Here is a 25,427-nt window from a genome sequence, read left to right on the forward strand (position 1 = left end):
TCCTACGGAAGTATTTGTGTACCCACATGCTCACCATTGAGCAGTGCAATTAAGTTTTCTGGCTTTTTCCAGCTAGAGATGTACACACCTCGTCGTAAGTGTTGGGCAGCGTGAAGACTGGTCTTAACTTTGACCTCCATCCCGCCCACAATGACCTTTTGTGCGATTAACGTAGTAATTTGTTCTGCGTTGAGCTGATTTAGTGGCTGTTTGTTTTCATCCAGTACCGCAGCAACATCCGTCATCAAAATAAGTTCAGCCCCCAGTTTATTGGCAATTGCAGCGGCTGCTTCATCAGCATTGACATTGTACAAATGACCATCAACACCAATACCCACTGAACTCACCACTGGTAACTTGTCGAACTCCAATATAGCTTCAAGCATCCCTCCAGCGGTCGCTTCACATGTACCGACACGGCCTAGTGCTTTTAGTTTTTGAGTGGTCGTAAACCCAGCATCGTACAAGCACAACCCGACAGGGTTAAGCTGCGCCGTTATGGCATCTGCCATCAGTTGCTTGTTTGCACAGCCAGCAAGCGCACCAACAATATAAGGCATTTGCTCTTGTGGGCTTATGCGCAGACCTTGATGTTTTGCCGTAGCAAACCCGGCATCTGCTAACCATTTGTCAACTAATGCCCCACCACCATGAACAATTACAAACTGTTTATGTGGTGCACTTTGTTGAATTTGTTTAATGGCTAAAAATAATGCTTGCGCTGCACCTGATTGATTCAGCACCGCACCACCGAGTTTAATCACCCAAGTTTGTTTGCTCATGCTGATATTCCTAAACCTTGATAATGATCCAACCCCGCCGCCAAGTTCATGCACTGTAACGCTTGCCCTGCCGCTCCTTTAAGCAAGTTGTCAATTGCCACCACCACGATCAGCTGATTGCCTTTTTGTTGCCAACCAATATCAACAAAAGGCTGATTTTCAACAGCTTTAATTGATGGAAGTTGACCTGCCTTTAGTCTAATAAGTGGTTCATCAGCCAGCACCTGGTAAGCAGCATTGACTTGATTTGGAGTGACATTTTCCTTCAGAGTGACGTAGATTGTTTCTAAGATACCACGCTTAAAATTTCCTAAATGCGGCGTAAACAACACTGGATGACTTAGATATTTCTCAATTTCGGGGGTATGTCTGTGCGTAAACAAACCGTATGGTGCGAGTGATACCTCACAAAAATGACTTGTAACATTCGCCTTTCTACCAGCACCTGTTACACCAGAAACAGCGTTGATGATCACAGGCTGCGCTGATATCAAGTCAGCCTGTTGTAATGGTTTGAGTGCATTGAGCGCAGCGGTTGGGTAACAACCAGCAACGGCCACCAACTTCGCCGCTTTAATCGCATCGCCATACCATTCAGCTAAGCCATATTGCGCTTGTGTTAGCCAGTCTTGATATGGATGAGAAAAGCCGTAGTAGGTTTCATAATCCTCATTGTCAGATAAGCGGTAACCACCAGAAAGATCAAATACTCGCTTTCCCATTTGTAAAAACACCGGAGCAAGCTCCACGCTTACCTTATGGTCAGTGCACAAACAAACGTAATCTGTAGATTGTTCAATGAGCGAAAATGCTTGCTGATTTAGTGGTTCAAGCTCAATATCTAACAAGCCTGTATGTTCTGGATATAACTCGCTGATGAGTTTGTGTTTATCTGTGCTTTGTTCAGACACAAAGCAGTGCGTAAGGGAAAATTCAGGGTGTCTGGCAACCAGCTTAGCAAGCTCAGCACCACTGTAGCCGCTCGCTCCGATTATAGATACATTCAACATAGTACTCTCAAGATTAAAAAGTTTAATTGGAATTGTTTTTTCTAAGTGTTGAAGTCAAATCGTCGCATTGCTGCCCCTAAATATATTTATGCTAAAAAAGTGAATTGATATTCACTTTAAACACCTTTATATTTTTATGCAAGAACTTTGAATAAGTATTTTAGGAATTTTTATGAAACTTCCCGCTTTTATGGACATGTACCAACAGCTGATCGCAGCGCCATCTATCAGTGCATTAGAAGAAAGTCTAAACATGAGCAATCGGAATGTGATCCAGCTACTCGCACAGTGGTGCGAAACGTTAGGGTTTACAGTTGAAGTGACGGAACTTGAACAGGCAAAAGGTAAGTACAACCTGATTGCAAGACGAGGTAGTGGTGATGGCGGCTTAATGTTAGCGGGACATACCGATACCGTTCCATTTGATGAAAGTCGATGGCAATTTGATCCATTTAAATTGAGCATGGAAGACAATAAACTTTATGGCCTTGGCAGTATTGATATGAAAGGTTTTTTTGCCTTTGTATTAAGCGCTATTGGTGAATTAGATGAGTGTGAGCAATGTGCACCAATCATGATTTTAGCTACCGCTGATGAAGAAACAACCATGGCTGGTGCACAGGCTATCGCTAAACACCCCAACCTAAGACCTGCACGCTGTGTGATTGGTGAACCTACCGATATGGTGCCCGTCTTTACTCATAAGGGGCATATGACCAGCGCCATTCGTATTGTTGGTCGTTCAGGGCATAGTTCAGACCCTGAACGGGGCCTAAATGCCATTGAGATCATGCACCAAGTAATTGCAAATTTATTAAAGTTAAGAGAAGAATTAAAGAATAAATATTCAATAAAACATTTCGCAATTCCCTATCCAACTCTAAACCTTGGGCACATCCATGGTGGCGATAATGCAAACCGTATTTGTGGCTGCTGCGAATTACATATTGATATACGCCCTTTACCTGGATTGAGTATTAAAGAGCTACAAGGCATGTTGATAGATGCAGTTGCGCCCATTAACGCTCGCTATTCACACTGTGTTTCGGTTATGGATATGCATGACCCTATTCCCGCGTTTACTGGCTCGACAGACTCTGCGCTGGTCAAGATGGCTGAGCGCATATCAGGGCAGCAAGCGATTGCGGTTAACTACTGTACTGAAGCACCATTTTTGCAGCAACTTGGCTGCGAAACCATTGTGATGGGGCCAGGCTCTATTAACCAAGCACACCAACCAAATGAATTTCTAGCAATGGAAAAAATTCAGCCCAGCCAAGCGATACTGACACGTTTGATTAAAGAGAGTTGCTTTTTATAGAAGTCATAAAGAGAGGGTATATAACCATCTTAAGATTTGGATAAATATTGGGTTTATATCCTTTATCTTTATTGAGTGGTCTATTTTGAGGCGAGAAAGTATTGCCGATAGCCGCGCTCTGCTATCGCTAACAGTAGATACTAAAAAACCTCGCCATATTTTGACGAGGTTTTTCTATATCAGTAGCAACCTGAGTTCAGGTTTACCTGATTACTGAATAGGCTTACATTTCAGTTTTACAAATCACAATAGACATAGTGTATGTAGTCGGTCTGTCGCAACGTAAACCATCGCTGTTACATAGGTTAGTTGCTACACCACCGGCAATAGCTGGAGTTGCGTTTACAGGTAGCGCTTTGTTATCACGAGATAGATTTTTGATGCTTTTTTTATTTAGGTTTAGTTTCATTTTCAATTTTCCTGTTGAAATAATCCAATATCTCAGAATACAGCCAATGTTATCACTTAACGAAATAATAAAACTGGCCTAATTATGTCTGCTAAATTGAGTTTGTACCCATACAAGCCTAAATAGCAGTCATTTGAAATTACCAAAAAAGGTACTATTGTCAATAAATAATTTCTTTTTTGTTGATAATTTAGCTTTCAATAACACTAAAAAAGTGCACAGTTCTATATTCAAGCAGTAAGGCTTGAACTCAAACAAACAACGACTAAAGAGCATGTTATTAATCCAAGTTCAAGCAAAGTGAAAACCACCTATGGTGAAGGTTGTATATTAGATTGGTGAGCCTGGTGGCATATCGAGTGTTTTAAAGTGCCCGCTCCATTCACCTGAACGTAGATACTGGTTTATTTGCTCAGCCAGCATATGCCTAAACGCCTTATCAAATGATACGTCGTTAAACACCGATGAGTGGCTAAACGCGTTCGCTATTTTTGCTAAATAAAACTTTAGTTGCGCTTGCACTTCAGGAGCGACCTTATCACTTTGACTTAGTGTCACCAGTTTCACCGCGCTTAGATATTGCACCCTTTGCTTTAGTTTTTGTCTCATACCTGCACTCTCTGATTGCTCAAATACGCGTGTATACATTGAATCTAGTAGCGCCTGTGTGCCAAAAGATTCAGGGTCGCGCGCATGTTGTTGTGCGAGGCGGTTTAAACGTTGAGGATGTAACAATAAATCTAGACTATGCTGTGCAGCAACCTCTGGAAGCGCCATAGCATCTAGGGTTAGCCCTGTGCGACCTTTGATACTCTCGCGAGTTTTATATTCTCCATAAGCTTTGGGTGGGATCAAAGCTAAAATCGACTCCGCGATAGCCAAGGTATCAGATGAAAGCGTGTCCAATAGTGCGTTTGTTGCACTTTGTTGCCGTGCCTTGTCAACGACTTGCGCTCCTTTTATTACCTCTTCACCACGTACTTCATAGTCATAGTCTACCCCCGCGATAAGTTTAACCGCAGCTTCAACTTGATAGCGATGGAATAAATAAAGCGGCACGAGTCTTTCTTCTAACTGTGACAGCGCAACTCCTTTTTTAATGCTGTTAATTCCAAAAGTATCCAAGGCTTGTTGACGTACCTCTAGTACTCGCCGTAGCTCAGCAGCAGGATCTGCGCCATTGTCCCAAAGGTGAGCTGTGGGGTGTGCACCGCCTTTAGCCCTGGCATCTGAGTCCGAAATAAACTCCAGCTCCAGCGCTTTATTTTCAGCTAGGATGGCAGCAAGCTCAGTGGCCTCATCGGCACCGCGAAAGTCACTGTAACCATATTTAATAACCTGCGTGTCCCATGCGCCCATTCCTTTGGCATAACCTTGGGTCACATCTAACTTGCCATTTTCAAAACTTACCAGTGGATGAGGGTAATCCATCACAGATGCTCGGTCTTTTACCGATGCAGAGAAATTGTGCGCAATCCCCAAAGTGTGGCCTATTTCGTGAGCACTGAGTTGACGGATACGCTCCAGTGCCATCGCATGTAACCGCTTGGTGGTCTCATTTCCTTCAACAAATGGCGCAGAAAGAGCCTCTGCAATAAGGATATCTTGGCGCACACGCAACGAGCCTAGCGTAACATGCCCTTTTAAAATTTCACCGGTACGTGGGTCGATCACCGATGCGCCGTATGACCAGCCTCGCGTCGCACGATGCACCCATTGGATCACGTTGTAGCGAATATCCATGGGATCAGCATGCTCAGGCAAGATTTTGACCTGAAAAGCATTTTTATAGCCCGCAGCTTCAAATGCTTGATCCCACCACTTTGCACCATCAAGTAATGCGGTTCTCACCGGCTCAGGTACGCCTGGGTCTAGGTAATATACGATTGGTTTTACCGCTTCTGATACTGGCGCAGTTGGATCTTTTTTCTCTAAACGATGGCGCGGAATGTAGCGCACTAGCATCGACTCTCCAAGTGGTGCAGAGTAATCTTTATGCTCAATACTCCAGTAACCCGATTGCGGATGAAATGCCCGCGGCTGATAATTGTCATCGGGAAGCTCAATCAAAGAGTGGTGTTGATGTACGGTGAGCGCGTGAGGATCTGCACTGACTTGACGAACATACTCTCCAGGCTTATTACCTGTAAAAGTCAGCACAGCCTCCAGTTCCGTATTTTTTATAAATGCCTTTGAGCGTGGCATAAATACTGCGCTGCGGCTGCTGTCTAGGGAAAACGTGCCTTGGTTTCGCCTAGCAAGCGTACGAGAAACCCCATGCACATCACTAAGTAAATAAGGGGTATAGTCTATCAGTACACTGTCGTTATCCTCAGCGACGACTTTAAACCCATGCAGTATGCTTGAGGCAAAGGCCTCTTTCACACTTTGTTTTTCCGCTTCATTATTGGCACTAGCACGATAATACGTATTTATCGCACGAAGCATGACTTTATCACCAAAGCGTTCAAACTGAACAAGGTGGGTGCCACCTAACTGGCCTCTATCTAAACCAATATCATTAGAACCAATGCCGTAGGGTAAGCTATGCTGTAGTAAGAAGGGTGCATCAAACTTGTCGATGTCTAAATATAACTTGCCGCTTGAAGCGTCACTGTAAAAGGCGTAAAAACCGGGGTGATGATTAAAACTGGCAGTAAATTCATCTATAGGCTTAATTGCTGCGTGTGCATGAGTTATCATACACAACAACAAAGCCGACACAGTGTGAGTGAAGTACTTTATTTTGCTCATGGCTGCTCTTTGTTATTTATGGTTTTGAGGCTTAACCCCAGTTGTATCTGAAATCGTATACAATTTACAGCCTTTCAAGACGAATTACAGCGCAGTTTATAGCACCTCTCACATTATTTATTGCTATAAACACAAAGTAATCAGGACTTAAAAAATGCGTAGACTCCCTCCGGTGTTAGTAGAAGATGGTTGTTCTCGTGAGTTGGTATCTCTTATCCGTACCATTCTCGCGGCATGTAAAGAAATATCGTTCCGAGTTGGTCAAGGTGCACTCTCAGGCGTACTTGGCTCTACCCTTGATGAAAATATCCAAGGTGAAACTCAAAAGAAACTCGATGTATTGTCAAATCAACTCTTAAAAGATATTTTGCTTGAGTCTGGATATGTAAAAGCCATTGCTTCTGAAGAGGAAGACTTCACGGTGGCAGGTGATCCTAACGCTAAGTATATTGTTGCCTTTGACCCGCTCGATGGCTCTTCAAATACTGACATTAATTCACTAGTTGGTACAATTTTCTCAATTATGGAAGCACCAGAGGGTTCTGATCCAGGCGATCCTGCAATTTTCATGCAGCCTGGCCATAAACAAGTCGCAGCGGGTTACGTATTGTACGGCCCATCGACTATGCTAGCGCTTTCCACAGGTAAAGGTACACGCCTATTCACGCTAGATAAGACCCACGGAAGCTTCTTGTTAACGCAAGATTTCGCTGAGATACCAGAGGACACAAAAGAGTTTGCCATTAACGCTTCCAATCAACGCCATTGGACACCTCCTATGCAAAACTACATTGAGGATTTGCTTGCAGGAGAAACCGGACCTCGCGGTAAAAACTTCAATATGCGCTGGATAGCAGCAATGGTAGGAGATGTTCACCGTGTATTATGTCGTGGTGGCCTATTCACCTACCCAGAAGATCGTAAAGATCCTAACAAACCGTTTAAACTTCGCTTGCTTTACGAAGCAAACCCTATGGCGATGCTTATCGAGCAAGCTGGTGGTATTGCACATACTGGCCGTGAGCGTATTTTGGATATTCAACCTGAAGAAATACACCAGCGCGTTGGTGTTATTTTAGGATCGAAGAACGAAGTTGAAGCTTGCCTTGCTTATCACAAGTAATTGAGAACGAAAAAGGGGCCATGTAGTGGTGCCCTTTTTCAACCAACGATCCCACCCTACATGAGGTGACATTTTTCCAGCTCAAAAGTGTAACATCCCTCTCATCAGACGTGATATCCAGTTTAGGTTAATACCAATTAGCTTAATTAAGTGGTCTATTTTGAGGCGGGAAAATCTTGTCGATAACTCCGCTACCGCGTCCTGCTATCGCTAAGGTACCTACATCCATATAGGCAAGGCAAAAATTTTGCTATTTAGTTGTTCTAAATGAGAAATTTTTAACGCAGTTAGCGTCAGATTTACTCCTTCAAATTGAGCAAGTATTAAGTCAAATTGGTATGACTAGTACTTTCGCCTGTTTCAACTGGGACATCGGGATCAGCGCCCCATTCACTCCACGAGCCGTCATATACCGTCAACTGTTGGTAACCTAGCTCGTCAGCCACCAGTGCTAAAATACAAGCTGTAACACCTGAACCACAAGAGAATATCAGAGGCTTAGTCTTATTTTTTGATAAGTCGCCATATAACATTTCAAGCTCAGTGAGTGGTTTAAAGCAGCCATCGGCGTTTAACAAACGCGTGTATGGTAGGTTTTTACTTTTAGGCACATGACCGCTGCGCATATCTGCACGGGGCTCCGGCTCATCTCCAGAAAATCGCTTCGCGCCTCTGGCGTCAATCAATAGGCTTTGTTGTGATGGTATATTGGCAATCACAGCATCTTTATCAATAAATGCACTATCATCGAAGTTTGCGACAAAGTCTCCAGCTATCGCTGGCATCAGGTAGGATTGGCAGGTTGGATACTGCTTTTCACACCAAGCAGGAAGTCCGCCATCTAGTACAAAAACTTGCTCATGCCCCATTTTTTTGAGCATATACCATGCTCTTGCCGCACTAAACATGCCTTTATCATCGTACACCACCAGCACATCATCATGGTTAATGCCAAGCTGGCGCATTTCTGCCTGAAACTGAGCGGCACTACAGCACATATTCGGCGTTTTAGCTTGTTCGGCACACAGTGCACCACTAATATCAAACCGTAGCGCACCTTGGATCTTTGCGTGTGGTTGGTATGGCCCCTGCTGACCGGGTTTAACGATGCCCGCATCAAGTACCTTTACGCGCGCTAAATTAGCAAAAAGCCAAGTTACATCCACCGCATGTTTCATGATTAGTTGTCCCTAGGCTGACGTACCACTTCAATAATCTCGGTTGTTGATATAGAAGGGGTGCGCTCTAGATACACTACATCACAAATATCCTTATAAATATCAAACTTCCCCTTCCAGTCATCGCCCATTACCAGTACATCAGCATCAAAGTCTCGTAGATACTGCGCTTTTAACTCCAAAGACTCCTCAACAAACACTTCATCAACAAACCGTAAAGAGCTGATTATTTTTAAGCGTTCAGCAATAGAGTAAACTGGGTTTCTACCTTTTTTAGAGAAATTCAACTCATCTGATGAAATCCCGACAATAAGGTAATCACCAAGCGCACGTGCACGTTCTAGAATGTTTACATGGCCAACGTGGAAAATATCAAAGGTGCCGAATGTGATGACTTTTTTCAAACTAACTCTCTTCTACAAGTTATACCAATTATCTTAGTTAAGTGAATTGGTATTATGCGTATCAAACATCATACCGATAAATGAGTATAGGCTATGACTACACTTTGGATTAATACCATTAAGAGTACAGAAATCCCCTAAAGAATTCAGCTTTTTTGCTCAATAACATGAGGTTTGAATCAAGAACGAGGTGATATATTGTTATTAAGCCACGCCTGAGTTTAACTTTGTCTAATCAACGTGCTACTGAGTCATAACTGGCTTCAGAGGTAAATAATATCACCACGCAGCGGTGCCAAGCGTGCCAAAATTTGATTTTGCACCCTTTGTGGTATGCCAACTTCATTCATAGCATTGATTAACAAGTCAACCACACGATTAAAGTCCGCTTCGCTAATACGCATGCCAGTGTGGATCTGCACCATATTGTCACCTTCATAACGACAGGGGCCATCTAAGGTATCGCAAAGGTGATTAATAAAACCTTGCCGGAAATGTCTCACGTTAGTGTCTGTGAAATATGGCAAAATCAGCTCATCATTGCCAACCTGCTGAATAAAGGCGTCGACTAGCTTCTCAGTACCAGCGCTGCCCCCTATTTGCTCATATAATGAAGACGATGAAGTCGAAGTACTACATGCTGTTAATAGTATCACTAGCACTATTAATGCTGGCCACTGCATTTAAAAATATCCCGTAAATGATAGATACCACCCAGTTTGAGTTGGTTGTCCTGCAATCTTACCAAGATCTAGCCAAGCCGCAGTTACATTAACAGACTTATTGGGAAACCAAGCAACGAACAAGTCTTTCCAATCTGACTCTCCAAGGCCAAGGTTATTTGACTTCTGACGATATTCTGCGCCGATCGCCCACTGCCTTGATAAAAATATAGCGCTGCTGGCTTCAAGCTGCCATGGGGAGCTGTTACTTACCCCGCCATAACCTAAAATGCCGAGTTGGTTCGCCCGGGAGTGCCTCAAAGTGACATTCCAAAACCAGTTATAACCTGCAATAGCGCCCAAGTGCAGTTTACTTGCGGCGATATAATAATCCGTCCCCACATAATCTTTAGCACCGAGCAAGTCTGCAACCAAAGCATCATCTAAAGATTTGTGCGCAGCACCAATACTCAATTGCGGGTATTTACTATAAATAATGTCGCCATATAAGCGTACCTTCGCACCTACAATATCTTGTTCAATATCTAGGTTGAGGGCGTCAACATCGAAATTTTGCCGAGCAAAACTTAACTCTACTCGGTTGAATAAATTGGCCTGTACTCCACAGACATCGAGCTGATAATTTTTCAAACTAGCTCGACTGCAAAAACCACTAACTGACCACTCATCTTGCGAAGCATAACCAGCAAGTTGTGCCCAAGGCACAATACCACCACCTGCACTTCCCTCAATTTGTGACACCCCAGGAGTAGCAAGCAGCTTACCCACTGCGCCATAGGCTGGTGTCCCAAATAACAAGGTGATAATGGCAAGCTCACCCCACCTCATGATACCTTCCTAACCATAAGTCAAAGTCGTCAGCCTTAAGCGGTTTACTTAAATAATAGCCCTGTGCGTAGTCGCACTGCATATCTGCTAATAGCTCAAGTGATGCTTTGTCTTCTACTCCCTCTGCCACCACACTAAAACCAAGTTGATGCCCAAGCGTAATGGTTGAGTTTACAATAAATTGGTCTTTTTCAGACTGTGCCAATTTTAAAATGAATACCTTATCGAGTTTCAATTCATCTATTGGCAACATTTTAAGTCGCCCAAGCGACGTTTGGCCAACACCGTAATCATCGAGTGAAACCTGTACACCTAAACGCTTAAGCGCTTGCAAAACCGAAATGCCTTTTTCTTCGTTTTCTATCATGTCACGCTCCGTAAGCTCAATAGTGATAAGCTCAGGCTGCACCTTATGACGCTGTAGCAATGATTGTAAATGTGGTAGAAAATCTTTATCGATAATGTCTTGAGCCGATACATTGATGGCTGCTTTTATATGCTCACCTTGTCTGCTCCAATTAGAGACCTGCGCTATTACGGTATTGAGTACCCACTGAGTCAAATCTACAATTAGCCCCGACTGCTCGGCCAAATCAATAAACAGTTCAGGAGATACCCATTCACCATTGTTACGCTGCCACCGGATCAGTGCTTCAACTTTATCAATGCGATTGCTTTTCATATTGAGTTTTGGCTGATATGTCATAAACAATTGACCATCATCACTGTTGATTGCTTGTCTCAACTCGTCAATGATTTGCAACCGCTCTAGGTGAGCTTCATCCTCACCTGACTGATAATAGTAAACTTCATGACCATCATGTGCTGCTGTATCTACCGCAATCAAGGCACGACGCACTACATCTTCTGGGGTATGTGCTTGTTTGGGATAATGCACTACGCCAATACTAAAGCGAAGAGAAATATCCAGTCCTTGTACCATATAGGGCTGACTCAAGTCTTGATTTAACCGCTGTGCACACTGCACAATACCTAATACAGCTTGCTGTGGGTCTTCACACGCTTGCGCTTGATGGGCAACTAAAAACTCATCGCCTCCTAAACGCACATTCAACCCTGTGTCAGAAGCATTTATCTCTGCAATGCGCTGCGCTACGGCTTTGATACAATCGTCTCCAACACGAGGCCCTAACTTGTCATTAATATGACGTAGCCCTTTTATGTCTATGGCGATAAAATAATATTCAGTACCACCTGCAAGTACTTTATGTAACTTATCCAATGCGGCATTGCGATTATAAAAGCCGGTTAGGTAGTCATGACTTGCTTGGAATCGAATTTGCTCTTCACGCTCTTGAATATCTTCACCCATCCCATTAAAGGCATCAACCAACTGGCATATCTCTTGTGTTGGACGAGACTCTTCTAGCTTGGCTGAGTAGTCGCCTTTAGCAAATCGCTTAGCAAGCTCAGTTAGCTTACTAAGTGGTGTAGTAAGGTTTTTTGCAACAATGCCGCTGGTAATAAAGCCGAGTAAAATAGTAGCTGTGGAGAGCAATATAATAGTAAACACCATTTTATCGAACTCTTGATATTGCGTCGTTAGGTCTGCACTTAACACTAAACTAATGGGATTACTCTCCAGTGATGGTAAATTCACTTCGGCGCTTTTATAAACCGCATACTCGCCAAGCCATCGAGTTGTCTTTTGCGACTCAAGAAAAGCAAAGAGATCACTTCCGAGGGACAAACCAGCAACAGAGCTGGCTTTGAGCTTGTCAGTCGCACCAACAAAACTACTCTCCATACCTGTGAGTTCTTTTAATTCCTCAGCAACAGATTTACCAACTTCAAACCCTATTACTGAATATGCGATCGTTCTTGGCGCACGAACAGGTAAAATGATGACTTGATAAAGCTGCTCACTCAACACTACGAAAGCGGAGTGATCTTGATGATTTTTCAGTACTTGCATCCAAGTGCGAATATCGCTTGGTACCTCTATACCTTGAGCATTTGCAGAGATAAGATCACCATTAACATCTAGCAACAGCATCAGATCAGCGTCTATTCTGCGGGAGTGATTGAGTAATACGCTACTTATTGTTTGTGCATCTCGTGTTGCAACAGCCTGCTTAAAACCAAAGTCAGCTGTCAGTACCGTCGCAGCAGTAACCAGCAGGCGCTCTCTTGCTTTCAAGTACTGTTGATACACATTTTGTGCGACTTGGATTTTTCGTTGTACTTGAGCTTCATTAAATTTACTTGTAGACCACCAAAAACTTGCCAAGCTTATTCCTGCGGTTAACAAAATAAGCGCAATACATAGACTGATTATTTTATGTTTAAAACTATTGTTCATTCATGCTGCCCGAAGCGCGCCCCAAACGTATTGCGTGGCACTGGAGTGGTTATTTCAATTGTTATCGATATCTGACTATTTTTGCTTTCGATCTGAACAGTTTGTTTTTTATCGATGTCTTTAGTTTGATAAGGATGCCATACCATCACGGTATCAATATTGTCTGGTAAATTAACCAAGCCTTGTGCATCCGTTATCAATACCGGCTGTTCAGCGACATAAATATAGCCCACCATTGAATCATGGATATTACAACCTAACACTACTATTCCTGCTTTTTCAAACATAAGTGGTTGATTTGGCGTACCAGAGTAAAGTTTTAGTTCAAATGGCTTGGTTTGTGAAAATGAATAAACGTGATGACGAATATCATCGCTATTTGGGAAGCTAACCTCTTGCCCTGGTTGAATTGCTAACACAAAGGGCACAAAGGCCTTATCGATCTGATCCATAATAGCGATGTTGTTTGCGATTGGTTGTGCTGCTGACGATTCCAATTCAACAACGGCATGCTGAAGCGACATACCGTTTTCATCAACAATCCGCAACTGCGTAGCCGCCACGACGCGACTAGTCAAAGCGCATAGCAGCAATAGCCAAAATTGAGGCAAAAGAAAGGCACGCATCAGCAGCTCTATTAATCGTAATAATTAGGTTAAGTAAAAGAGACCTTGCCTCGAAAAGCAAGCAAATAAGAAAATCTGCCTTAATAAACTTGTTATTAAGGCAAACAAATTGGTGTGTGAAAGTTATTTGATAAGACCGTAGTGCTTATCAAGAATATCAATGACTTCTTGACGTGGATCTGTTGGAATGACTAACTCACGGCCAACAATTTTACTGGCAATACCCACGTAAGTTTCGCTCACAGACATCATTACCGCTTCTGGCAACAAATAATCACGGGCAAGTGCTTCACGCTCTGGCATACGATCTTTATTTAGTAATACATCGCTGTCAGGCACATTGTTTATCAGGAGTTGGCGGAACCCTTCTTTTGAGTTTTCAACTATCTTACCATCACGGTAAGCAGGCCCATCCCAAATGCGAGATGAGTCAGGCGTACCAACTTCGTCGATATAAATTAAGCGCGCTTGGCCGTCTTTGTCTTCAACATAGCCAAACTCGAACTTGGTATCGACAAAGATCTGATCAAGCTTTTCCAGCTCGTTGCTGATCAGAGTAAAGCCTTCAGTGAGCAACTGTTCGTACTTATCCACATCAGCGGCTGATTTGAAGTTAAATGCACTAAGGTTATCTTCAATGTTTTGACGAGAAATATTCACGTCATCCACTTCCGGTACATCAGCGACTCCTTTGATGATCCCTTTCGTTGACGGTGTAATCAAAACATCATCCAGCTTCTGATTGGCTTCTAAACCTTCAGGTAGCTGCAAGCCACAAAACGACCGAACTCCTTTGGCATAGTCACGCCACATGCTGCCAGTAATATATCGGCGCGCTATCGCCTCAACTCTTACTGTACTGGCTTTACGTACAATCCAAACATAAGGATGTGGAATATCGACAATATGGTTACCCGCAAGGCCCGCTTCATTAAATAAGGAGAACCAATGCGCCGCAACACTATTGAGCGCAATCCCTTTACCTGGGACACCATTAAGGCCATTTTCGCCTTGCCAGATACAATCAAATGCTGAAATACGATCTGAGATCACCATGATTGCCAATTCTGTACCGGCCGGAACATCATAGCCTTTTTCTTCAATTAAACGCGCACTGTCGGCGTCGGTTAACCAATAAACTGAACGTACTTTACCGCTGTGAACCGCACCTTTAGTGCGAATTGGAAGATCGTCATTGACGTCTAAAACTTTGTAGCTACTCATTGTTACTCCGATGACAGGATGTGCCTTGCTAAAGGGCACAAAATAATGAGGGGGTTAGGGGCGCTATAATAGTCGAGCTGAACAAAAATCACAATTTAACTTGCATCCTTGTAGTTGGGCTTAACGGGGTTTTGCTTTGCAGACGGCTGTTATACCATCACACTATTGTTTGCCAGTACAGAGACATTATGCTCACCATTACACACTTACAGTTTACTTGGCCTACAGCGAGCAAGCCGGTATTAAATATACCTATGCTTAATATCGCCCGAGGAGAACACGTGTTTTTACATGGCCCAAGTGGCAGTGGTAAATCCACGTTACTTGGCTTGATTGCAGGTACTTTAGATTGCCAACAAGGCATGATTGAGATAGCAGGCACCAAAGCCAGCACACTTAGCCGTAGTCAACGTGATAAGTTCAGAGCTGACCATATTGGCACTATTTTTCAAAGCTTCAATTTATTGCCTTATTTATCTCCTATTGAGAACGTCACCCTTGGCTGTGAGTTTTCCAAAAAGCGTAAGCAAAGTATCACATCGCAAAATAAAACCCTTGAGCAAGAAGCCAAACTTTTACTCACTGAGCTTGGGATTGACGAACATACCCAACAGCGCAGTGTCGCAGAGCTGAGTATTGGCCAGCAACAGCGAGTAGCCGCAGCTCGCGCCTTTATTGGTAGACCCGAGATAATTATTGCTGATGAGCCAACCTCGGCACTCGATGCCGATAGCCGTGATGGCTTTATCAAATTGCTTTTTAATCAAGCTGCCGTTTACAGCGCATCTATTCTCTTTGTTAGCCACGATAAGAGTTTAGCTCCCTTATTTAATAGGCAGCTCAGTCTGAGTGAATTAAATCAAGGAGCTCAGTATGCTAATTAAGCTTGCATGGAAAAGTACACTAAATAGGAAAGCCAGTGTCACCCTCACCCTAGTCACCATTGCCATTAGTGTGATGTTACTGCTTGCAGTAGAGCGTGTACGCCAAGACGCAAAGTCTAGCTTTGCAAATACCATTTCTGGTACCGACTTAATTGTAGGTGCACGTACTGGTGACATTCAATTGCTCCTTTCAAGCGTATTTAGAATTGGCCATGCCAACAACGCCGTACAATGGCAAAGCTACGAATATATAAAGGCGCAACGTGGCGTCGCTTGGAGCATTCCGATAAGCTTAGGTGACAGCCACAAAGGCTTTGCTGTACTAGGCACAGATGACAATTACTTCAAACATTACCAATACGGCAAAAAACAGCACCTTACCTTTAAAGCTGGCCGCGCATTTCATAATCCTCAAGAAGTGGTGCTTGGGGCAACAGTTGCTAAGCAACTAGGATACAAGCTGGGACAAAAAATTGTTATTTCTCATGGGATGGGCAACACCAGTTTCCATCACCACGATGACAACCCGCTGGTTATTTCTGGTATTTTGGCTGCGACTGGCACACCGGTAGATAAAACGCTACATGTGCCACTCAGTGCAATAGAAAAGATGCACAGCACAGGACACAGCAAAACATCGCGCCAGATTTCACGACCACAGCACACCGCAAACCACGACGATGAGCATGAGCATGAGCATGAGCATGAGCATGAGCATGAGCATGAGCATGAGCATGGTAGTACAAACAATAGCGCCTTACTGCACAACCTCAATTCAACACCTGGTGATTTAATTGGTTCAACCAAACAAATTACGGCATTTTTACTGGGCTTTGAGTCACCTCTTTATACCTTACAAGTGCGCAGAAATATTAATTTATATAAAGATGAACCTCTACTCGCTATCATGCCAGGGGTAACATTAAGAGAATTATGGGCAATGCTAGATATTGTCGAGAAAATTTTGCTACTTATCACGCTCGCAGTTGTATTGATAAGCTTACTTGGTATGTTGACCTCCCTATTGGCCACCTTAAACCAAAGACGTCGGGAGTTGGCTATTCTGCGCTCCGTAGGGGCGCGACCTTGGCATATTTTTACCCTGCTTGTCAGCGAAGCAATTTTAATTACTGTGCTAGGTTGTATTTTTGGTGTTGCACTTTTCTACGCTCTGCTCATTGCTGCACAATCGGCTCTGCAAAGCCAATTTGGGGTAGTGCTCAGTTTCAGCCCACTCTCAGCCTATGAACTCACGTTACTTAGCGTTATTATAGGCGCAGGTACACTGATTGGCGCGATTCCCGCCGCCCGCGCTTACTTTTACTCGCTTGCCGATGGCATGCAAATTAAAACCTAAGAGGAAAAAAATGCAGTTAAACGCACGTACTCACGTTTTTTATTTTATTGCATGTATCACAGCGATGATACTCAGTGGTGCCGCAAAGGCAGCTCCACCGAAAGAACTGTTTTGGGAAGACTTAATTCCAAAAGGGCATGTACAAATTAGTAATCAAGATGCGGCAAGCCATGAAGGCGCTGAACAAAACTGGATCCAGCCCGATTTAGACGCCCCTGTCGTTAAAGAGTTGGACGGTCAACTAGTAAGCTTACCAGGCTTTGTGGTACCACTTGAAGGTGACAGCGAAGTGATCACCGAGTTTTTACTCGTACCTTACTTTGGCGCTTGTATTCATGTGCCACCGCCACCGCCCAATCAAATTGTGCATGTCAAAATTAAAAACGGTGTTCCCATCGAAAGCTTGTATGATGCAATCACAGTCAGTGGCGTTATTAAAGTTTCAACATGGAAAGGCGACATAGCGCAAACCGGCTATATGATGGAAGCCAAAGGCGTCGCACCGTTTGAGTTGTAACAAAGCTATAAACAATAAAAAAGAGTGCCAACCCATACTCTAGCTTGATTGGCACTCTTACCACTGCAAACGGTGCTTTATCGCGCTATTCCGTACTCGGTGCGCTGGCATATACCAGTTCAACTAGATTGTTCATTGAGCGTGATTTCTGCATATACGCTTTTTCCATGTGTGCCAGTTCTTGTAATTCAAATAACGTACTTTCCACCAGTGAAAACCACTTCGCGGTGGTGTCTGATGTTTTCGGGTCATTGTGGCTTGCTTTTTTCAGTGCCACATAAAGAATATTCAGGTCGTTATATTGACGTAGATAGTCCATATCATCCTCTGTTGTTACACTATTATTAACGTCATAAAACAGTATCAAAGGCCTTGCAAAAAAATCTTGTCGAATCAATTTTTATATTAACTAAATGAAAACCAATAGATCTGCTCACAAATTAATTTCCTCTTGCAGAAACATTTTTATTGATTACAATTTGCAGTTAACAAATATTACACATAAAAGTAACTTGGGTGGCATTGAGCATACTCCCCCATACAAGAAAGGACTATATTGGTGGGCAATCCCTATTTTAAATATAACGGTGACGACCTCAGAAGAATGCGTCTTGCTGCCCAAAAAACCACGCAGCAAATGGCTGATCTTGTAGGTATTAGCCGCCAAACCTACGAAAACTATGAAAATGGTGTGAGTCGAATACCGTGGGATCACTTTCAAGTTTGGTGTAGGTATTGTGATATTGACCTTTCTCCCATAATCAAACAGTTTCAAGCTTTAAGGAACTTAATTAGTGACTCTCAGCTAAGACGCAAAAGCCCGACTTCTCCTACTGCAAAGAAAGAGTAAGTAGTCATATTATCAGCTGACTTTAGTAGTAAAAGGATTAAAAGAATGAAATTTGTAATGCAAAAAGAACTTGGTAAGGCATTAAAAATCAAAAAGTTACCATTAGATAGTCTAAAGTCTATTAAGGGTAGCAGCCTAGGAGTAGCTAAACATGAGCCGCGAGCTATCTCCGTAGGTTCTCATGGTGGAACTGTAGCAGATCCGAAACTAGGCACATAAATTACTTTAGTTTTACAAAATATTCTCAATAGGTGAGTTTCGGAGTACAGTATGAATGACTTTAACCACTGCAAGAACCTATAAGGAATAGAAGATGAGATATTCAAATAAAGTCAAAAGTACTAAAAGAGACCGTTTTGTTGTGCTAAATAGCCATTTCCTGACACATATAACGGGTGGGAGTGATGGCTCAATCAAGGACGACCCTAAGTTAGAGCCTAAATCAGAAAAGCCAGGCTAAGCCTCAACTAGTACCTTTATTAAGGTTTATAAATGAACAAATCACTAGTTTTTTTATTTATCATGTTTCTCGTTGCAACGGGGTTTATACATACACTTATTATTCTGGAGCAAACTACGTACCTTCCGATGTTAGCTTTAGTTTTTATTCTAGCGATATTTTCCAAAGAGCAGCTTAATATTACGCACCTATCTGCTGTATTGATAGCACTTATAATTTTAGAGTTATTGCTTGTATCTTTCGTAGAAAATATTTTCGCTTATGCTCCTCCATATAAACAAAACATGTTTATTGTAGGCATTCACTTCATCTGCGACTTACTAACCTATCTAACTATCAAGAATAGAGTAAGGTTGTCGTTGAAATTTGTGAATAAATTCCAAACAACTAGGAAAGAATATATCTACATGACGCATGCCGATATTATACTTGTTGGTATCTTCTTTTTATTTATGCTTGTAGACGTAGCAGCTTTCGCTGAGAACATTATTCGTAACCTAGAACACTTTGGAGTAGATGAAAGCTTTGCAAAACAATTTTGGAAGTGGGGTATCGTTTATTATAGCTACCCTTATGTAAAATCTATCCTATTAGCTGCTGTTATTACCACACTTCTAGCGACTATCTACGTTGAACGTTTTCGTCCTGCACCAATTAATGAAAGTGAAGAAGACTTAACGCCTAAAAAATCCGAGCCGCAGCATAAGTCATAGTCCTCTATGCTGCTTTTATCTTAACTCAATTGAAGGAATAAACGATGGATTTAAAACTGAACAAGAAGCAACTCAAGTCATTATCAGGGACTCCGCGAATACTGGATTATCATAACACTCGTGAGATTGGCGGCGGTTGTTCTTATCACTGTAGCCGTAACTTAAACTGTGATACCGATGCTGCAACACTAGAGTGCCCGTCAAAGGCGCTAGCCTGTGTTCCAGAGCCAAATACGTTACATTGCGATTGTCCAACCAATATGTGCTAATACTAATTTGACTTAATACTCTGTATTAAATAGGGGTAGCATCCAGTAGGTGCAGCCCACTTTGTCGCGCTGTGTAATGTATTCTCGCTGCACAAATAATTTGCCCCCGTCTAGTGCGGGGGCAAATGAGTATACAGCTTACAGAAGCACTACGCTTAGTTCGTTGATGGCAACTCCATAATGCCGTCAATTTCTACCTGTGCACCTTTTGGTAATTCTTTTACACCAATGGCTGCACGTGCTGGATATGGCTTTCTGAAATATTGCGCCATAATCTCATTGACTGTTGTAAAATTACTTAAGTCTGTCAGGAAGATATTCACCTTAACCATATCTTGAAGCTCACCACCGGCCTCTTCACACACTGCGGTTAAATTTTTAAATACTTGGTGTGTTTGCTCTGCAAAATCGTCAGAAATAAATTCCATCGTTTCAGGGACCAATGGGATCTGACCCGATAAATAAACAGCAGTGCCCACTTTAACCGCTTGGTTGTAAGTGCCAATTGCTGCTGGCGCTTTATCTGTTGAAATAATCGCTTTGTTCATGGATGTTCCTTTATTTTTTACGATACACGCGTTGCACATCTGGCATTACTCGAATTCGACGCATGATATCTGCAACATGAACTCGGTTTTTCACGGTAATACCTAAATCAATCACGTATAAATTACTTTCTTTCTCATCTGTTGCGATCTCAACAATGTTTGCTTGTGTTGTTGCGACCACATTGGTTAACTTAGCTAACGCACCTTGGTGATTGATTATCTCAACGCGAAGCGCGGCGATATACTCTTTCTCTGGGTTGTCCTCCCATTTCACCACGAAGTACTTTGAGCGCTCGTTTTGCCAACCCTTAATATTTTTACATTCTTGACGGTGCACCATTAGCCCTTTACCTTGGCTTACGTAGGCTGTAATGGCATCTCCTGGCACAGGGCGACAACATTTAGCATAAGTCACCAACATACCTTCAGTACCGATTATCGCGGCTTTCGCGCGTTTTGCAATATCTTCTACAGCATTATCATCTTGCAATAAGCGCTTTGCTATCAATACACTCATGATATTACCGCAGCCAATTTCAACCAATAATTCTAGTAAGGTGTTGAGCTTGTGTTCTTCCAGTACATTATCAATTTGTTCTTGTGGAATATCATCCAGCTTGTACTCACCAAGGGCTGAATCAAGCAAGCGACGACCTAATAAAATAGCTTCTTCTTCTTGCTGACTCTTAAGGTAGTTACGGATCCCAAGGCGTGCCTTACCCGTTACTACAAAATTAAGCCATGTTGCATTTGGATGTGCGCCTGAACTGGTTATCACTTCTACTGTTTGCCCGGTGTCCAGCGCTTTGCTTAGTGGGTACGGCTTGCGGTTTACACGCGCACCAACACAGGTATTACCGACATCAGTATGCACGGCATAAGCAAAGTCTACCGCCGTTGCCCCCATAGGCAGCTCCACAATGCGGCCATCTGGCGTAAAGACGTAAATTTCTTCAGGGAATAATTCGGTTTTAACGTTTTCAACAAACTCAAAAGAGGAACCGGCACTTTGCTGTAATTCCAGCAAGCTTTGCATCCACTGACGCGCGCGCTGCTGCGCAGTGTGGCCAGCGTTATCACCAGATTTTTTATACATCCAATGCGCTGCAACCCCTTTGTCTGCCATGTGATCCATATCATGTGTACGAATTTGGATTTCAACTGGAATACCATGAGGACCAACTAATGATGTATGCAGTGATTGATAACCGTTGGTTTTTGGTACGGCAATATAATCCTTAAAGCGCGTTTCAATTGGTTTATATAGATTATGTGCAACACCTAGCACACGGTAGCAAGTATCAAGGTTATCAACGTTGATCCTAAAGGCATAAATGTCCATCACCTCGTTAAACATCAGCTCTTTATTCAGCATTTTGCGGTAAATACTATATAAGTGCTTTTCACGACCTTTAACTGAGCCTTGGATCCCAGCTTCTTCTAACCTAGATTCGATTTCAGTTTGAATATTACTGATCACTTCTTTACGATTGCCACGTGCTTTTGCAACCTCTGATCGTAGCGCACGATAACGCATTGGATATAACGCCTGAAACCCTAAGTCTTCTAACTCGTTTTTAATATCATGAATACCTAGGCGGTTTGCAATTGGGGCGTAAATCTCCAACGTTTCACGAGCAATTCGACGGCGCTTATCAGGACGCAGTGCCCCAAGCGTTCGCATATTGTGTGTTCTATCGGCAAGCTTAATCAAGATGACTCGAATATCTTGGGTCATCGCCATGATCATTTTGCGGTAGTTTTCGGCTTGGAACTCTTTTTTATCTTTGAAACTCAGTTTGTCGAGCTTTGACACCCCTTCCACCAGCTCAGCGACAGTATCGCCAAATATTTCGGCTAAGTCGTCTTGGCTAAAGTCTGTATCTTCAATAACATCGTGCATCAGCGCGGCCATGAGTGTTTCATGGTCAAGCTTCATACTCGCTAAGATCTGGGTGACTTCCACTGGGTGGGTAATATAAGGCTCACCACTGGAGCGCGTCTGTCCCTCGTGTGCCTCACGAGCCACAACATAGGCTTTTTGCACCAACTCAACGTCTTCTGGTGACAAATATTCTGAAATTTTCTTTTTGAGGCCTTCAAACAGATACATTCACACTCCAATGTTTCAGAGAATATACTCGGCGAGTATAAAGCGGGTTACAAGCTAATTACTTAAGAATATACGATGAAAAACCAGCAATGCCAATGAACAATTTATGCGACTTGTTAGGAAGTTAAGGACATGACACGGATGTATTTTGCTGGTTCTCAAAACAATAATGCCAGCAAAAGCTGGCATTATTGAAATTTAGACAGTGGTTGGATTAGCGGTTGCCACCAACGATTGCAGCAACAGCTGCAAGCTCTGCAGCTTCTTGGCTCTGCTGCTCTTCACGGTCAATAATATCTAGTGAGTCTGTGGTTACAAAACCTTGCTCAATTTCACGTAGCGCGATTACGGTTGGCTTGTCGTTTTCAGCATCAACCATAGGATCTTTACCACCTACAGAAATTTGGCGAGCGCGACGCGCTGCTACTAAAATCAAGTCAAAGCGGTTACCAATTTTATCTACTGCATCTTCTACAGTTACGCGAGCCATCGAAGCACTCCAAATTCAGTTCATTATGCAAAAGGCTAGTTTACTGTATGTCTAGCCTTTCGCCAAGTATTGATGGTTAAAAAACCTGAGCTGTGGATAATTAATGTCTTGCTAGCAGCCAGTTTTAGCGCTAACTGCGTTGAACTCACTTCCAATAGCCCGCTATTGGTACGTAAATTCGCCTTGCCTACAGGATGTAGGTACCTTAGCGAGAGCAGGACGCGGGAGCGGTGTTCCCCCTAAAACTCTCTGGCTAAACAAGGATATAAATTAGGCCGATTTTAAATACAATAAGTTAGCCATTCCTTACCCAAACCTCAGGTTAAAAAGTAATTATTTTAGCAAGTCAGCGATCAGCGCTTGATGACGTACAGCTTGTGCTTTTTGTTCTAACCGTGCTGAAATCACAATATGCTCAAGCTCACTGCGTGTTTGCTCAAAGTCATCATTGACCAAAATATAGTCAAACTCATTGTAATGTGAACTTTCTGATTTCGCTTCTGCCATACGACCTGCAATGACTTCTTGCGAGTCTTGGCCTCGGCTATTTAAGCGACTCTCTAATTCAGCGGTTGACGGAGGGAGAATAAAAATTGTTTTTACTTCCGGCATTAATTCACGCACTTGGCGCGCACCTTGCCAATCGATATCCAAAAATACATCGACACCCGCAGCAAGTTGCTCTTCGATCGCTTGCTTCGAAGTACCATAGTAGTTTTCAAATACTTGTGCCCACTCGAAAAAGTCGCCTTTGTCGATCAACTGCTTAAACTCATCTACAGAAACAAAGTGATAATGAACACCATTTTCTTCGCCTGGACGAGGCGCGCGCGTGGTATGAGACACCGAGACTTTAATGTCGTTGTGCTTTTCCAATAGCGCTTTAATTAAACTTGATTTACCCGCACCAGAAGGTGCAGAAAGGATAAACAGATTACCGCGTGTAGGTGATGTCATAGTCGTTCTCAACAATAAATACCGGCCGAGTAATGTTGCTTTACTCAAGTCTGCCGCAGTGCTAAAAGCGGACATTATACCGAGTAACGTATAAGAATACACTAACGAAAAATCACCTTAATTGACTCCAACCAAGGTGTGTATCCACAGATGTAAAACCCTCATGTGGGAGCGAGTTTACCTCGCGATCCCTTAACAGCTCGCCGCGTAAAGCGGCTCCTACTAAGGTGTATATCCAAAGAAGTAAAACTCTCGTGTAGGAGCGAATTTACCTCGCGTTCCCTTAACTGCTCGCCGCGTAAAGCAGCTCCTACTAAGGTGTATATCCAAAGAAGTAAAACTCTCGTGTAGGAGCGAGTTTACCTCGCGAGCTCTTAACAGCTCGCCGCGTAAAGCGGCTCCTACCAAGGTGCTTACCTACAGGAGTAAAACCCTCATGTAGGAGCGAATTTACCTCGCGATCTCTTAACTGCTCGCCGTGTAAAGCAGCTCCTACTAAGGTGCTTACCTACTAGGAGCAAAACTCTCGTGTAGGAGCGAGTTTACCTCGCGATCTTTTTACAACAAATCAGCCACGCTGCTGCGCACTTCTTCAGGCCATACCCCTACTTGTACCTGACCAATGTGCTGCTTTTGTAACAGCAACATCACTAAACGCGACTGGCCAATCCCACCGCCTATAGTTTGTGGTAATTCCCCTGCAACCAGCTGTTGGTGCCAATCTAAACTCAAGCGCGCTTCGTCATCGGTTAATTTCAGCTGTCTTGCAAGCGAATCAGGACAAACACGAATACCCATTGATGAAATTTCAAAAGCGTCTTCTAACACTGGGTTCCACACCAAGATATCGCCATTCAGCCCTTGGTATTTGTCGCATGTTGGCGTTGACCAATCGTCATAATCCGGCGCACGAACATCGTGAATTTTACCATCACCAAGCTCGCCACCAATACCAATTAGGAATACCGCGCCATATTCTTGGGCAATCGCTTTTTCACGTTGCTTGGTAGTAAAATCTGGGTACATAGTACGTAATGCTTCACTGTGCACAAACGTAATTTTCTCAGGGAGGAATGCCGCAATGCCAAACTCATGCTCGACCACTTTTTCCGTCGCTTTAATTGAGCGATAAAGGGTTTCAACTGTTTCTTTTAGTTTTGCCAGCGAACGCTCACTATTTTCGCAAATCACTTTTTCCCAATCCCATTGGTCAACATAAACAGAATGGATTGGCGATAGCTTGTCTTCGTCTGGGCGTAGCGCTTTCATGTGCGTATAGAGGCCTTCGCCTTTAGCAAAACCATAATCACCTAGTGTTTTACGTTTCCACTTAGCAAGTGAATGTACTACCTCAAACTGCGCGTCCGGTAGCGTTTTCACTTTAACCTGTACCGCCTGCTCATGACCACTTAGGTTGTCTTGAATACCATCGCCTAAGCGCGCCAAAATTGGGGCTTGTACTTCAACTAAGCCTAATTGCTCGGTTAGCTGTGCTGAAAATACTTGCTTTACTCGTGCTATCTGTTTTTGTGTCTCTTGATACTTGCTCAACATGGTTAGGTCCTCATTCCCGAATTTGTCGTTTTGTTAAGTCTATATTTAAA

General features: G+C 43.1%; 27 protein-coding genes. 10 read left to right on the forward strand and 17 right to left on the reverse strand.

Annotation, left to right across the window (positions count from 1 at the left end):
• Positions 1-2 precede the first annotated feature (2 nt).
• Together argB and argC are read right to left on the reverse strand one after the other, a co-directional pair.
• On the reverse strand, positions 3-782 hold the full coding sequence (gene argB, locus J8Z24_RS14895; protein WP_125253784.1) for an acetylglutamate kinase: 780 nt from the start codon (positions 780-782) through the stop codon (positions 3-5).
• A complete protein-coding gene (argC, locus tag J8Z24_RS14900) occupies positions 779-1,789 on the reverse strand; it encodes an N-acetyl-gamma-glutamyl-phosphate reductase (RefSeq protein WP_252095641.1) in 1,011 nt (336 codons plus the stop codon). Before argC ends, argB begins: the two co-directional genes overlap by 4 nt.
• Before the next feature lie 175 nt (positions 1,790-1,964).
• On the opposite strand from argC, the gene argE reads away from it, so the two are divergent.
• Positions 1,965-3,113, forward strand: coding sequence for an acetylornithine deacetylase (argE, locus tag J8Z24_RS14905; RefSeq protein ID WP_252094910.1), 1,149 nt, complete (start codon positions 1,965-1,967; stop codon positions 3,111-3,113).
• Between the two features lie 223 nt (positions 3,114-3,336).
• Here argE and J8Z24_RS14910 read toward each other — a convergent pair whose 3' ends face one another.
• Both J8Z24_RS14910 and J8Z24_RS14915 read right to left on the reverse strand, forming a co-directional pair.
• Positions 3,337-3,522: a hypothetical protein gene (locus tag J8Z24_RS14910; protein WP_125253781.1), complete on the reverse strand. Its 186-nt coding sequence runs from the start codon at positions 3,520-3,522 to the stop codon at positions 3,337-3,339.
• A 330-nt stretch (positions 3,523-3,852) separates the two neighbouring features.
• A complete protein-coding gene (locus J8Z24_RS14915; RefSeq protein ID WP_252094911.1) occupies positions 3,853-6,276 on the reverse strand; it encodes a zinc-dependent metalloprotease in 2,424 nt (807 codons plus the stop codon).
• Between the two features lie 154 nt (positions 6,277-6,430).
• Between J8Z24_RS14915 and J8Z24_RS14920 the strand changes: the two genes are divergently transcribed.
• On the forward strand, positions 6,431-7,399 hold the full coding sequence (locus J8Z24_RS14920) for a class 1 fructose-bisphosphatase (protein ID WP_252094912.1): 969 nt from the start codon (positions 6,431-6,433) through the stop codon (positions 7,397-7,399).
• Positions 7,400-7,722: 323 nt separating this feature from the next.
• Here J8Z24_RS14920 and J8Z24_RS14925 read toward each other — a convergent pair whose 3' ends face one another.
• From J8Z24_RS14925 to J8Z24_RS14955, 7 genes are all read right to left on the reverse strand, one after another.
• A complete protein-coding gene (locus J8Z24_RS14925) occupies positions 7,723-8,577 on the reverse strand; it encodes a sulfurtransferase (protein WP_252094913.1) in 855 nt (284 codons plus the stop codon).
• Positions 8,578-8,579: 2 nt separating this feature from the next.
• The gene (locus tag J8Z24_RS14930; protein WP_128732025.1) at positions 8,580-8,981 is read right to left on the reverse strand and encodes an FAD synthase family protein; all 402 of its coding nucleotides are present in this window, start codon (positions 8,979-8,981) and stop codon (positions 8,580-8,582) included.
• A 263-nt stretch (positions 8,982-9,244) separates the two neighbouring features.
• Positions 9,245-9,664, reverse strand: coding sequence for a group I truncated hemoglobin (locus tag J8Z24_RS14935; RefSeq protein WP_252094914.1), 420 nt, complete (start codon positions 9,662-9,664; stop codon positions 9,245-9,247).
• The gene (locus J8Z24_RS14940) at positions 9,665-10,492 is read right to left on the reverse strand and encodes a DUF3034 family protein (RefSeq protein ID WP_252094915.1); all 828 of its coding nucleotides are present in this window, start codon (positions 10,490-10,492) and stop codon (positions 9,665-9,667) included.
• A complete protein-coding gene (locus J8Z24_RS14945) occupies positions 10,479-12,815 on the reverse strand; it encodes a bifunctional diguanylate cyclase/phosphodiesterase (RefSeq protein ID WP_252094916.1) in 2,337 nt (778 codons plus the stop codon). The genes J8Z24_RS14940 and J8Z24_RS14945 overlap by 14 nt, the downstream gene beginning before the upstream one ends.
• A complete protein-coding gene (locus J8Z24_RS14950) occupies positions 12,812-13,441 on the reverse strand; it encodes a methylamine utilization protein (protein WP_252094917.1) in 630 nt (209 codons plus the stop codon). The genes J8Z24_RS14945 and J8Z24_RS14950 overlap by 4 nt, the downstream gene beginning before the upstream one ends.
• 123 nt (positions 13,442-13,564) lie before the next feature.
• The gene (locus J8Z24_RS14955; protein WP_125253772.1) at positions 13,565-14,665 is read right to left on the reverse strand and encodes a phosphoribosylaminoimidazolesuccinocarboxamide synthase; all 1,101 of its coding nucleotides are present in this window, start codon (positions 14,663-14,665) and stop codon (positions 13,565-13,567) included.
• A 188-nt stretch (positions 14,666-14,853) separates the two neighbouring features.
• Here J8Z24_RS14955 and J8Z24_RS14960 point away from each other — a divergent pair, with 188 nt between their 5' ends.
• The 3 genes from J8Z24_RS14960 (at position 14,854) to J8Z24_RS14970 (ending at position 17,423) form a co-directional block, all read left to right on the forward strand.
• Positions 14,854-15,549: an ABC transporter ATP-binding protein gene (locus J8Z24_RS14960; RefSeq protein ID WP_125253771.1), complete on the forward strand. Its 696-nt coding sequence runs from the start codon at positions 14,854-14,856 to the stop codon at positions 15,547-15,549.
• Positions 15,539-16,906, forward strand: a complete 1,368-nt coding sequence (locus J8Z24_RS14965; protein WP_252094918.1) for an ABC transporter permease — start codon at positions 15,539-15,541, stop codon at positions 16,904-16,906. The genes J8Z24_RS14960 and J8Z24_RS14965 overlap by 11 nt, the downstream gene beginning before the upstream one ends.
• A 64-nt stretch (positions 16,907-16,970) precedes the next feature.
• Complete coding sequence (locus J8Z24_RS14970; RefSeq protein WP_502934632.1) at positions 16,971-17,423, forward strand: DUF3299 domain-containing protein; 453 nt, start codon at positions 16,971-16,973, stop codon at positions 17,421-17,423.
• Positions 17,424-17,508: 85 nt separating this feature from the next.
• On the opposite strand, the gene J8Z24_RS14975 is transcribed toward J8Z24_RS14970, so the two are convergent.
• Complete coding sequence (locus J8Z24_RS14975) at positions 17,509-17,742, reverse strand: hypothetical protein (protein WP_125253768.1); 234 nt, start codon at positions 17,740-17,742, stop codon at positions 17,509-17,511.
• 219 nt (positions 17,743-17,961) lie between these two features.
• On the opposite strand from J8Z24_RS14975, the gene J8Z24_RS14980 reads away from it, so the two are divergent.
• The 5 genes from J8Z24_RS14980 to J8Z24_RS15000 all read left to right on the forward strand — a co-directional run bounded on the left by J8Z24_RS14980 (position 17,962) and on the right by J8Z24_RS15000 (position 19,715).
• Positions 17,962-18,273, forward strand: a complete 312-nt coding sequence (locus J8Z24_RS14980; RefSeq protein WP_502934633.1) for a helix-turn-helix domain-containing protein — start codon at positions 17,962-17,964, stop codon at positions 18,271-18,273.
• A gap of 45 nt (positions 18,274-18,318) precedes the next feature.
• Positions 18,319-18,492: a hypothetical protein gene (locus tag J8Z24_RS14985; RefSeq protein ID WP_252094921.1), complete on the forward strand. Its 174-nt coding sequence runs from the start codon at positions 18,319-18,321 to the stop codon at positions 18,490-18,492.
• 94 nt (positions 18,493-18,586) lie between these two features.
• Complete coding sequence (locus tag J8Z24_RS14990; RefSeq protein WP_252094922.1) at positions 18,587-18,733, forward strand: hypothetical protein; 147 nt, start codon at positions 18,587-18,589, stop codon at positions 18,731-18,733.
• Between the two features lie 32 nt (positions 18,734-18,765).
• Positions 18,766-19,446, forward strand: a complete 681-nt coding sequence (locus J8Z24_RS14995) for a hypothetical protein (RefSeq protein ID WP_252094923.1) — start codon at positions 18,766-18,768, stop codon at positions 19,444-19,446.
• Between the two features lie 44 nt (positions 19,447-19,490).
• Positions 19,491-19,715, forward strand: coding sequence for a hypothetical protein (locus J8Z24_RS15000; protein WP_128730719.1), 225 nt, complete (start codon positions 19,491-19,493; stop codon positions 19,713-19,715).
• A gap of 155 nt (positions 19,716-19,870) precedes the next feature.
• Here the strand turns inward: J8Z24_RS15000 and ridA are convergent, their stop codons facing one another.
• The 5 genes from ridA to asnA form a co-directional block, all read right to left on the reverse strand.
• Positions 19,871-20,263: a deaminase RidA gene (gene ridA / locus J8Z24_RS15005; RefSeq protein WP_252094924.1), complete on the reverse strand. Its 393-nt coding sequence runs from the start codon at positions 20,261-20,263 to the stop codon at positions 19,871-19,873.
• 10 nt (positions 20,264-20,273) lie between these two features.
• Positions 20,274-22,376 carry a bifunctional GTP diphosphokinase/guanosine-3',5'-bis pyrophosphate 3'-pyrophosphohydrolase gene (gene spoT / locus J8Z24_RS15010; protein ID WP_125253762.1) on the reverse strand — a complete coding sequence of 701 codons (2,103 nt, stop codon included), beginning with the start codon at positions 22,374-22,376 and terminating at the stop codon, positions 20,274-20,276.
• Positions 22,377-22,590: 214 nt separating this feature from the next.
• Positions 22,591-22,866: a DNA-directed RNA polymerase subunit omega gene (rpoZ, locus tag J8Z24_RS15015; protein WP_125253761.1), complete on the reverse strand. Its 276-nt coding sequence runs from the start codon at positions 22,864-22,866 to the stop codon at positions 22,591-22,593.
• 333 nt (positions 22,867-23,199) lie between these two features.
• Positions 23,200-23,823 (reverse strand): guanylate kinase, encoded by a 624-nt coding sequence (gene gmk, locus J8Z24_RS15020; RefSeq protein ID WP_147390868.1) that lies wholly within the window; start codon positions 23,821-23,823, stop codon positions 23,200-23,202.
• Between the two features lie 558 nt (positions 23,824-24,381).
• The gene (gene asnA, locus J8Z24_RS15025; RefSeq protein WP_252094925.1) at positions 24,382-25,377 is read right to left on the reverse strand and encodes an aspartate--ammonia ligase; all 996 of its coding nucleotides are present in this window, start codon (positions 25,375-25,377) and stop codon (positions 24,382-24,384) included.
• Positions 25,378-25,427: the final 50 nt, after the last annotated feature.

This window comes from Pseudoalteromonas sp. SCSIO 43201, from assembly GCF_023716725.1.
Taxonomy (GTDB): Bacteria; Pseudomonadota; Gammaproteobacteria; order Enterobacterales; family Alteromonadaceae; genus Pseudoalteromonas; species Pseudoalteromonas peptidolytica.

Bases quoted from the DNA above. Each gene is read 5' to 3' on its own strand.
- argE (WP_252094910.1), top strand. From the start codon at position 1,965: ATGAAACTTCCCGCTTTTATGGACATGTACCAACAGCTGATCGCAGCG.
- J8Z24_RS14940 (WP_252094915.1), bottom strand. From the start codon at position 10,492: ATGAGGTGGGGTGAGCTTGCCATTATCACCTTGTTATTTGGGACACCA.
- J8Z24_RS14935 (WP_252094914.1), bottom strand. From the start codon at position 9,664: ATGCAGTGGCCAGCATTAATAGTGCTAGTGATACTATTAACAGCATGT.
- J8Z24_RS14975 (WP_125253768.1), bottom strand. From the start codon at position 17,742: ATGGACTATCTACGTCAATATAACGACCTGAATATTCTTTATGTGGCA.
- argB (WP_125253784.1), bottom strand. From the start codon at position 782: ATGAGCAAACAAACTTGGGTGATTAAACTCGGTGGTGCGGTGCTGAAT.
- J8Z24_RS14990 (WP_252094922.1), top strand. From the start codon at position 18,587: ATGAGATATTCAAATAAAGTCAAAAGTACTAAAAGAGACCGTTTTGTT.
- J8Z24_RS14910 (WP_125253781.1), bottom strand. From the start codon at position 3,522: ATGAAACTAAACCTAAATAAAAAAAGCATCAAAAATCTATCTCGTGAT.
- asnA (WP_252094925.1), bottom strand. From the start codon at position 25,377: ATGTTGAGCAAGTATCAAGAGACACAAAAACAGATAGCACGAGTAAAG.
- ridA (WP_252094924.1), bottom strand. From the start codon at position 20,263: ATGAACAAAGCGATTATTTCAACAGATAAAGCGCCAGCAGCAATTGGC.
- J8Z24_RS14965 (WP_252094918.1), top strand. From the start codon at position 15,539: ATGCTAATTAAGCTTGCATGGAAAAGTACACTAAATAGGAAAGCCAGT.
- J8Z24_RS14920 (WP_252094912.1), top strand. From the start codon at position 6,431: ATGCGTAGACTCCCTCCGGTGTTAGTAGAAGATGGTTGTTCTCGTGAG.
- J8Z24_RS14945 (WP_252094916.1), bottom strand. From the start codon at position 12,815: ATGAACAATAGTTTTAAACATAAAATAATCAGTCTATGTATTGCGCTT.
- J8Z24_RS14995 (WP_252094923.1), top strand. From the start codon at position 18,766: ATGAACAAATCACTAGTTTTTTTATTTATCATGTTTCTCGTTGCAACG.
- gmk (WP_147390868.1), bottom strand. From the start codon at position 23,823: ATGACATCACCTACACGCGGTAATCTGTTTATCCTTTCTGCACCTTCT.
- J8Z24_RS14950 (WP_252094917.1), bottom strand. From the start codon at position 13,441: ATGCGTGCCTTTCTTTTGCCTCAATTTTGGCTATTGCTGCTATGCGCT.
- spoT (WP_125253762.1), bottom strand. From the start codon at position 22,376: ATGTATCTGTTTGAAGGCCTCAAAAAGAAAATTTCAGAATATTTGTCA.
- J8Z24_RS14925 (WP_252094913.1), bottom strand. From the start codon at position 8,577: ATGAAACATGCGGTGGATGTAACTTGGCTTTTTGCTAATTTAGCGCGC.
- J8Z24_RS14960 (WP_125253771.1), top strand. From the start codon at position 14,854: ATGCTCACCATTACACACTTACAGTTTACTTGGCCTACAGCGAGCAAG.
- J8Z24_RS14985 (WP_252094921.1), top strand. From the start codon at position 18,319: ATGAAATTTGTAATGCAAAAAGAACTTGGTAAGGCATTAAAAATCAAA.
- J8Z24_RS15000 (WP_128730719.1), top strand. From the start codon at position 19,491: ATGGATTTAAAACTGAACAAGAAGCAACTCAAGTCATTATCAGGGACT.
- J8Z24_RS14955 (WP_125253772.1), bottom strand. From the start codon at position 14,665: ATGAGTAGCTACAAAGTTTTAGACGTCAATGACGATCTTCCAATTCGC.
- J8Z24_RS14970 (WP_502934632.1), top strand. From the start codon at position 16,971: ATGATACTCAGTGGTGCCGCAAAGGCAGCTCCACCGAAAGAACTGTTT.
- J8Z24_RS14915 (WP_252094911.1), bottom strand. From the start codon at position 6,276: ATGAGCAAAATAAAGTACTTCACTCACACTGTGTCGGCTTTGTTGTTG.
- rpoZ (WP_125253761.1), bottom strand. From the start codon at position 22,866: ATGGCTCGCGTAACTGTAGAAGATGCAGTAGATAAAATTGGTAACCGC.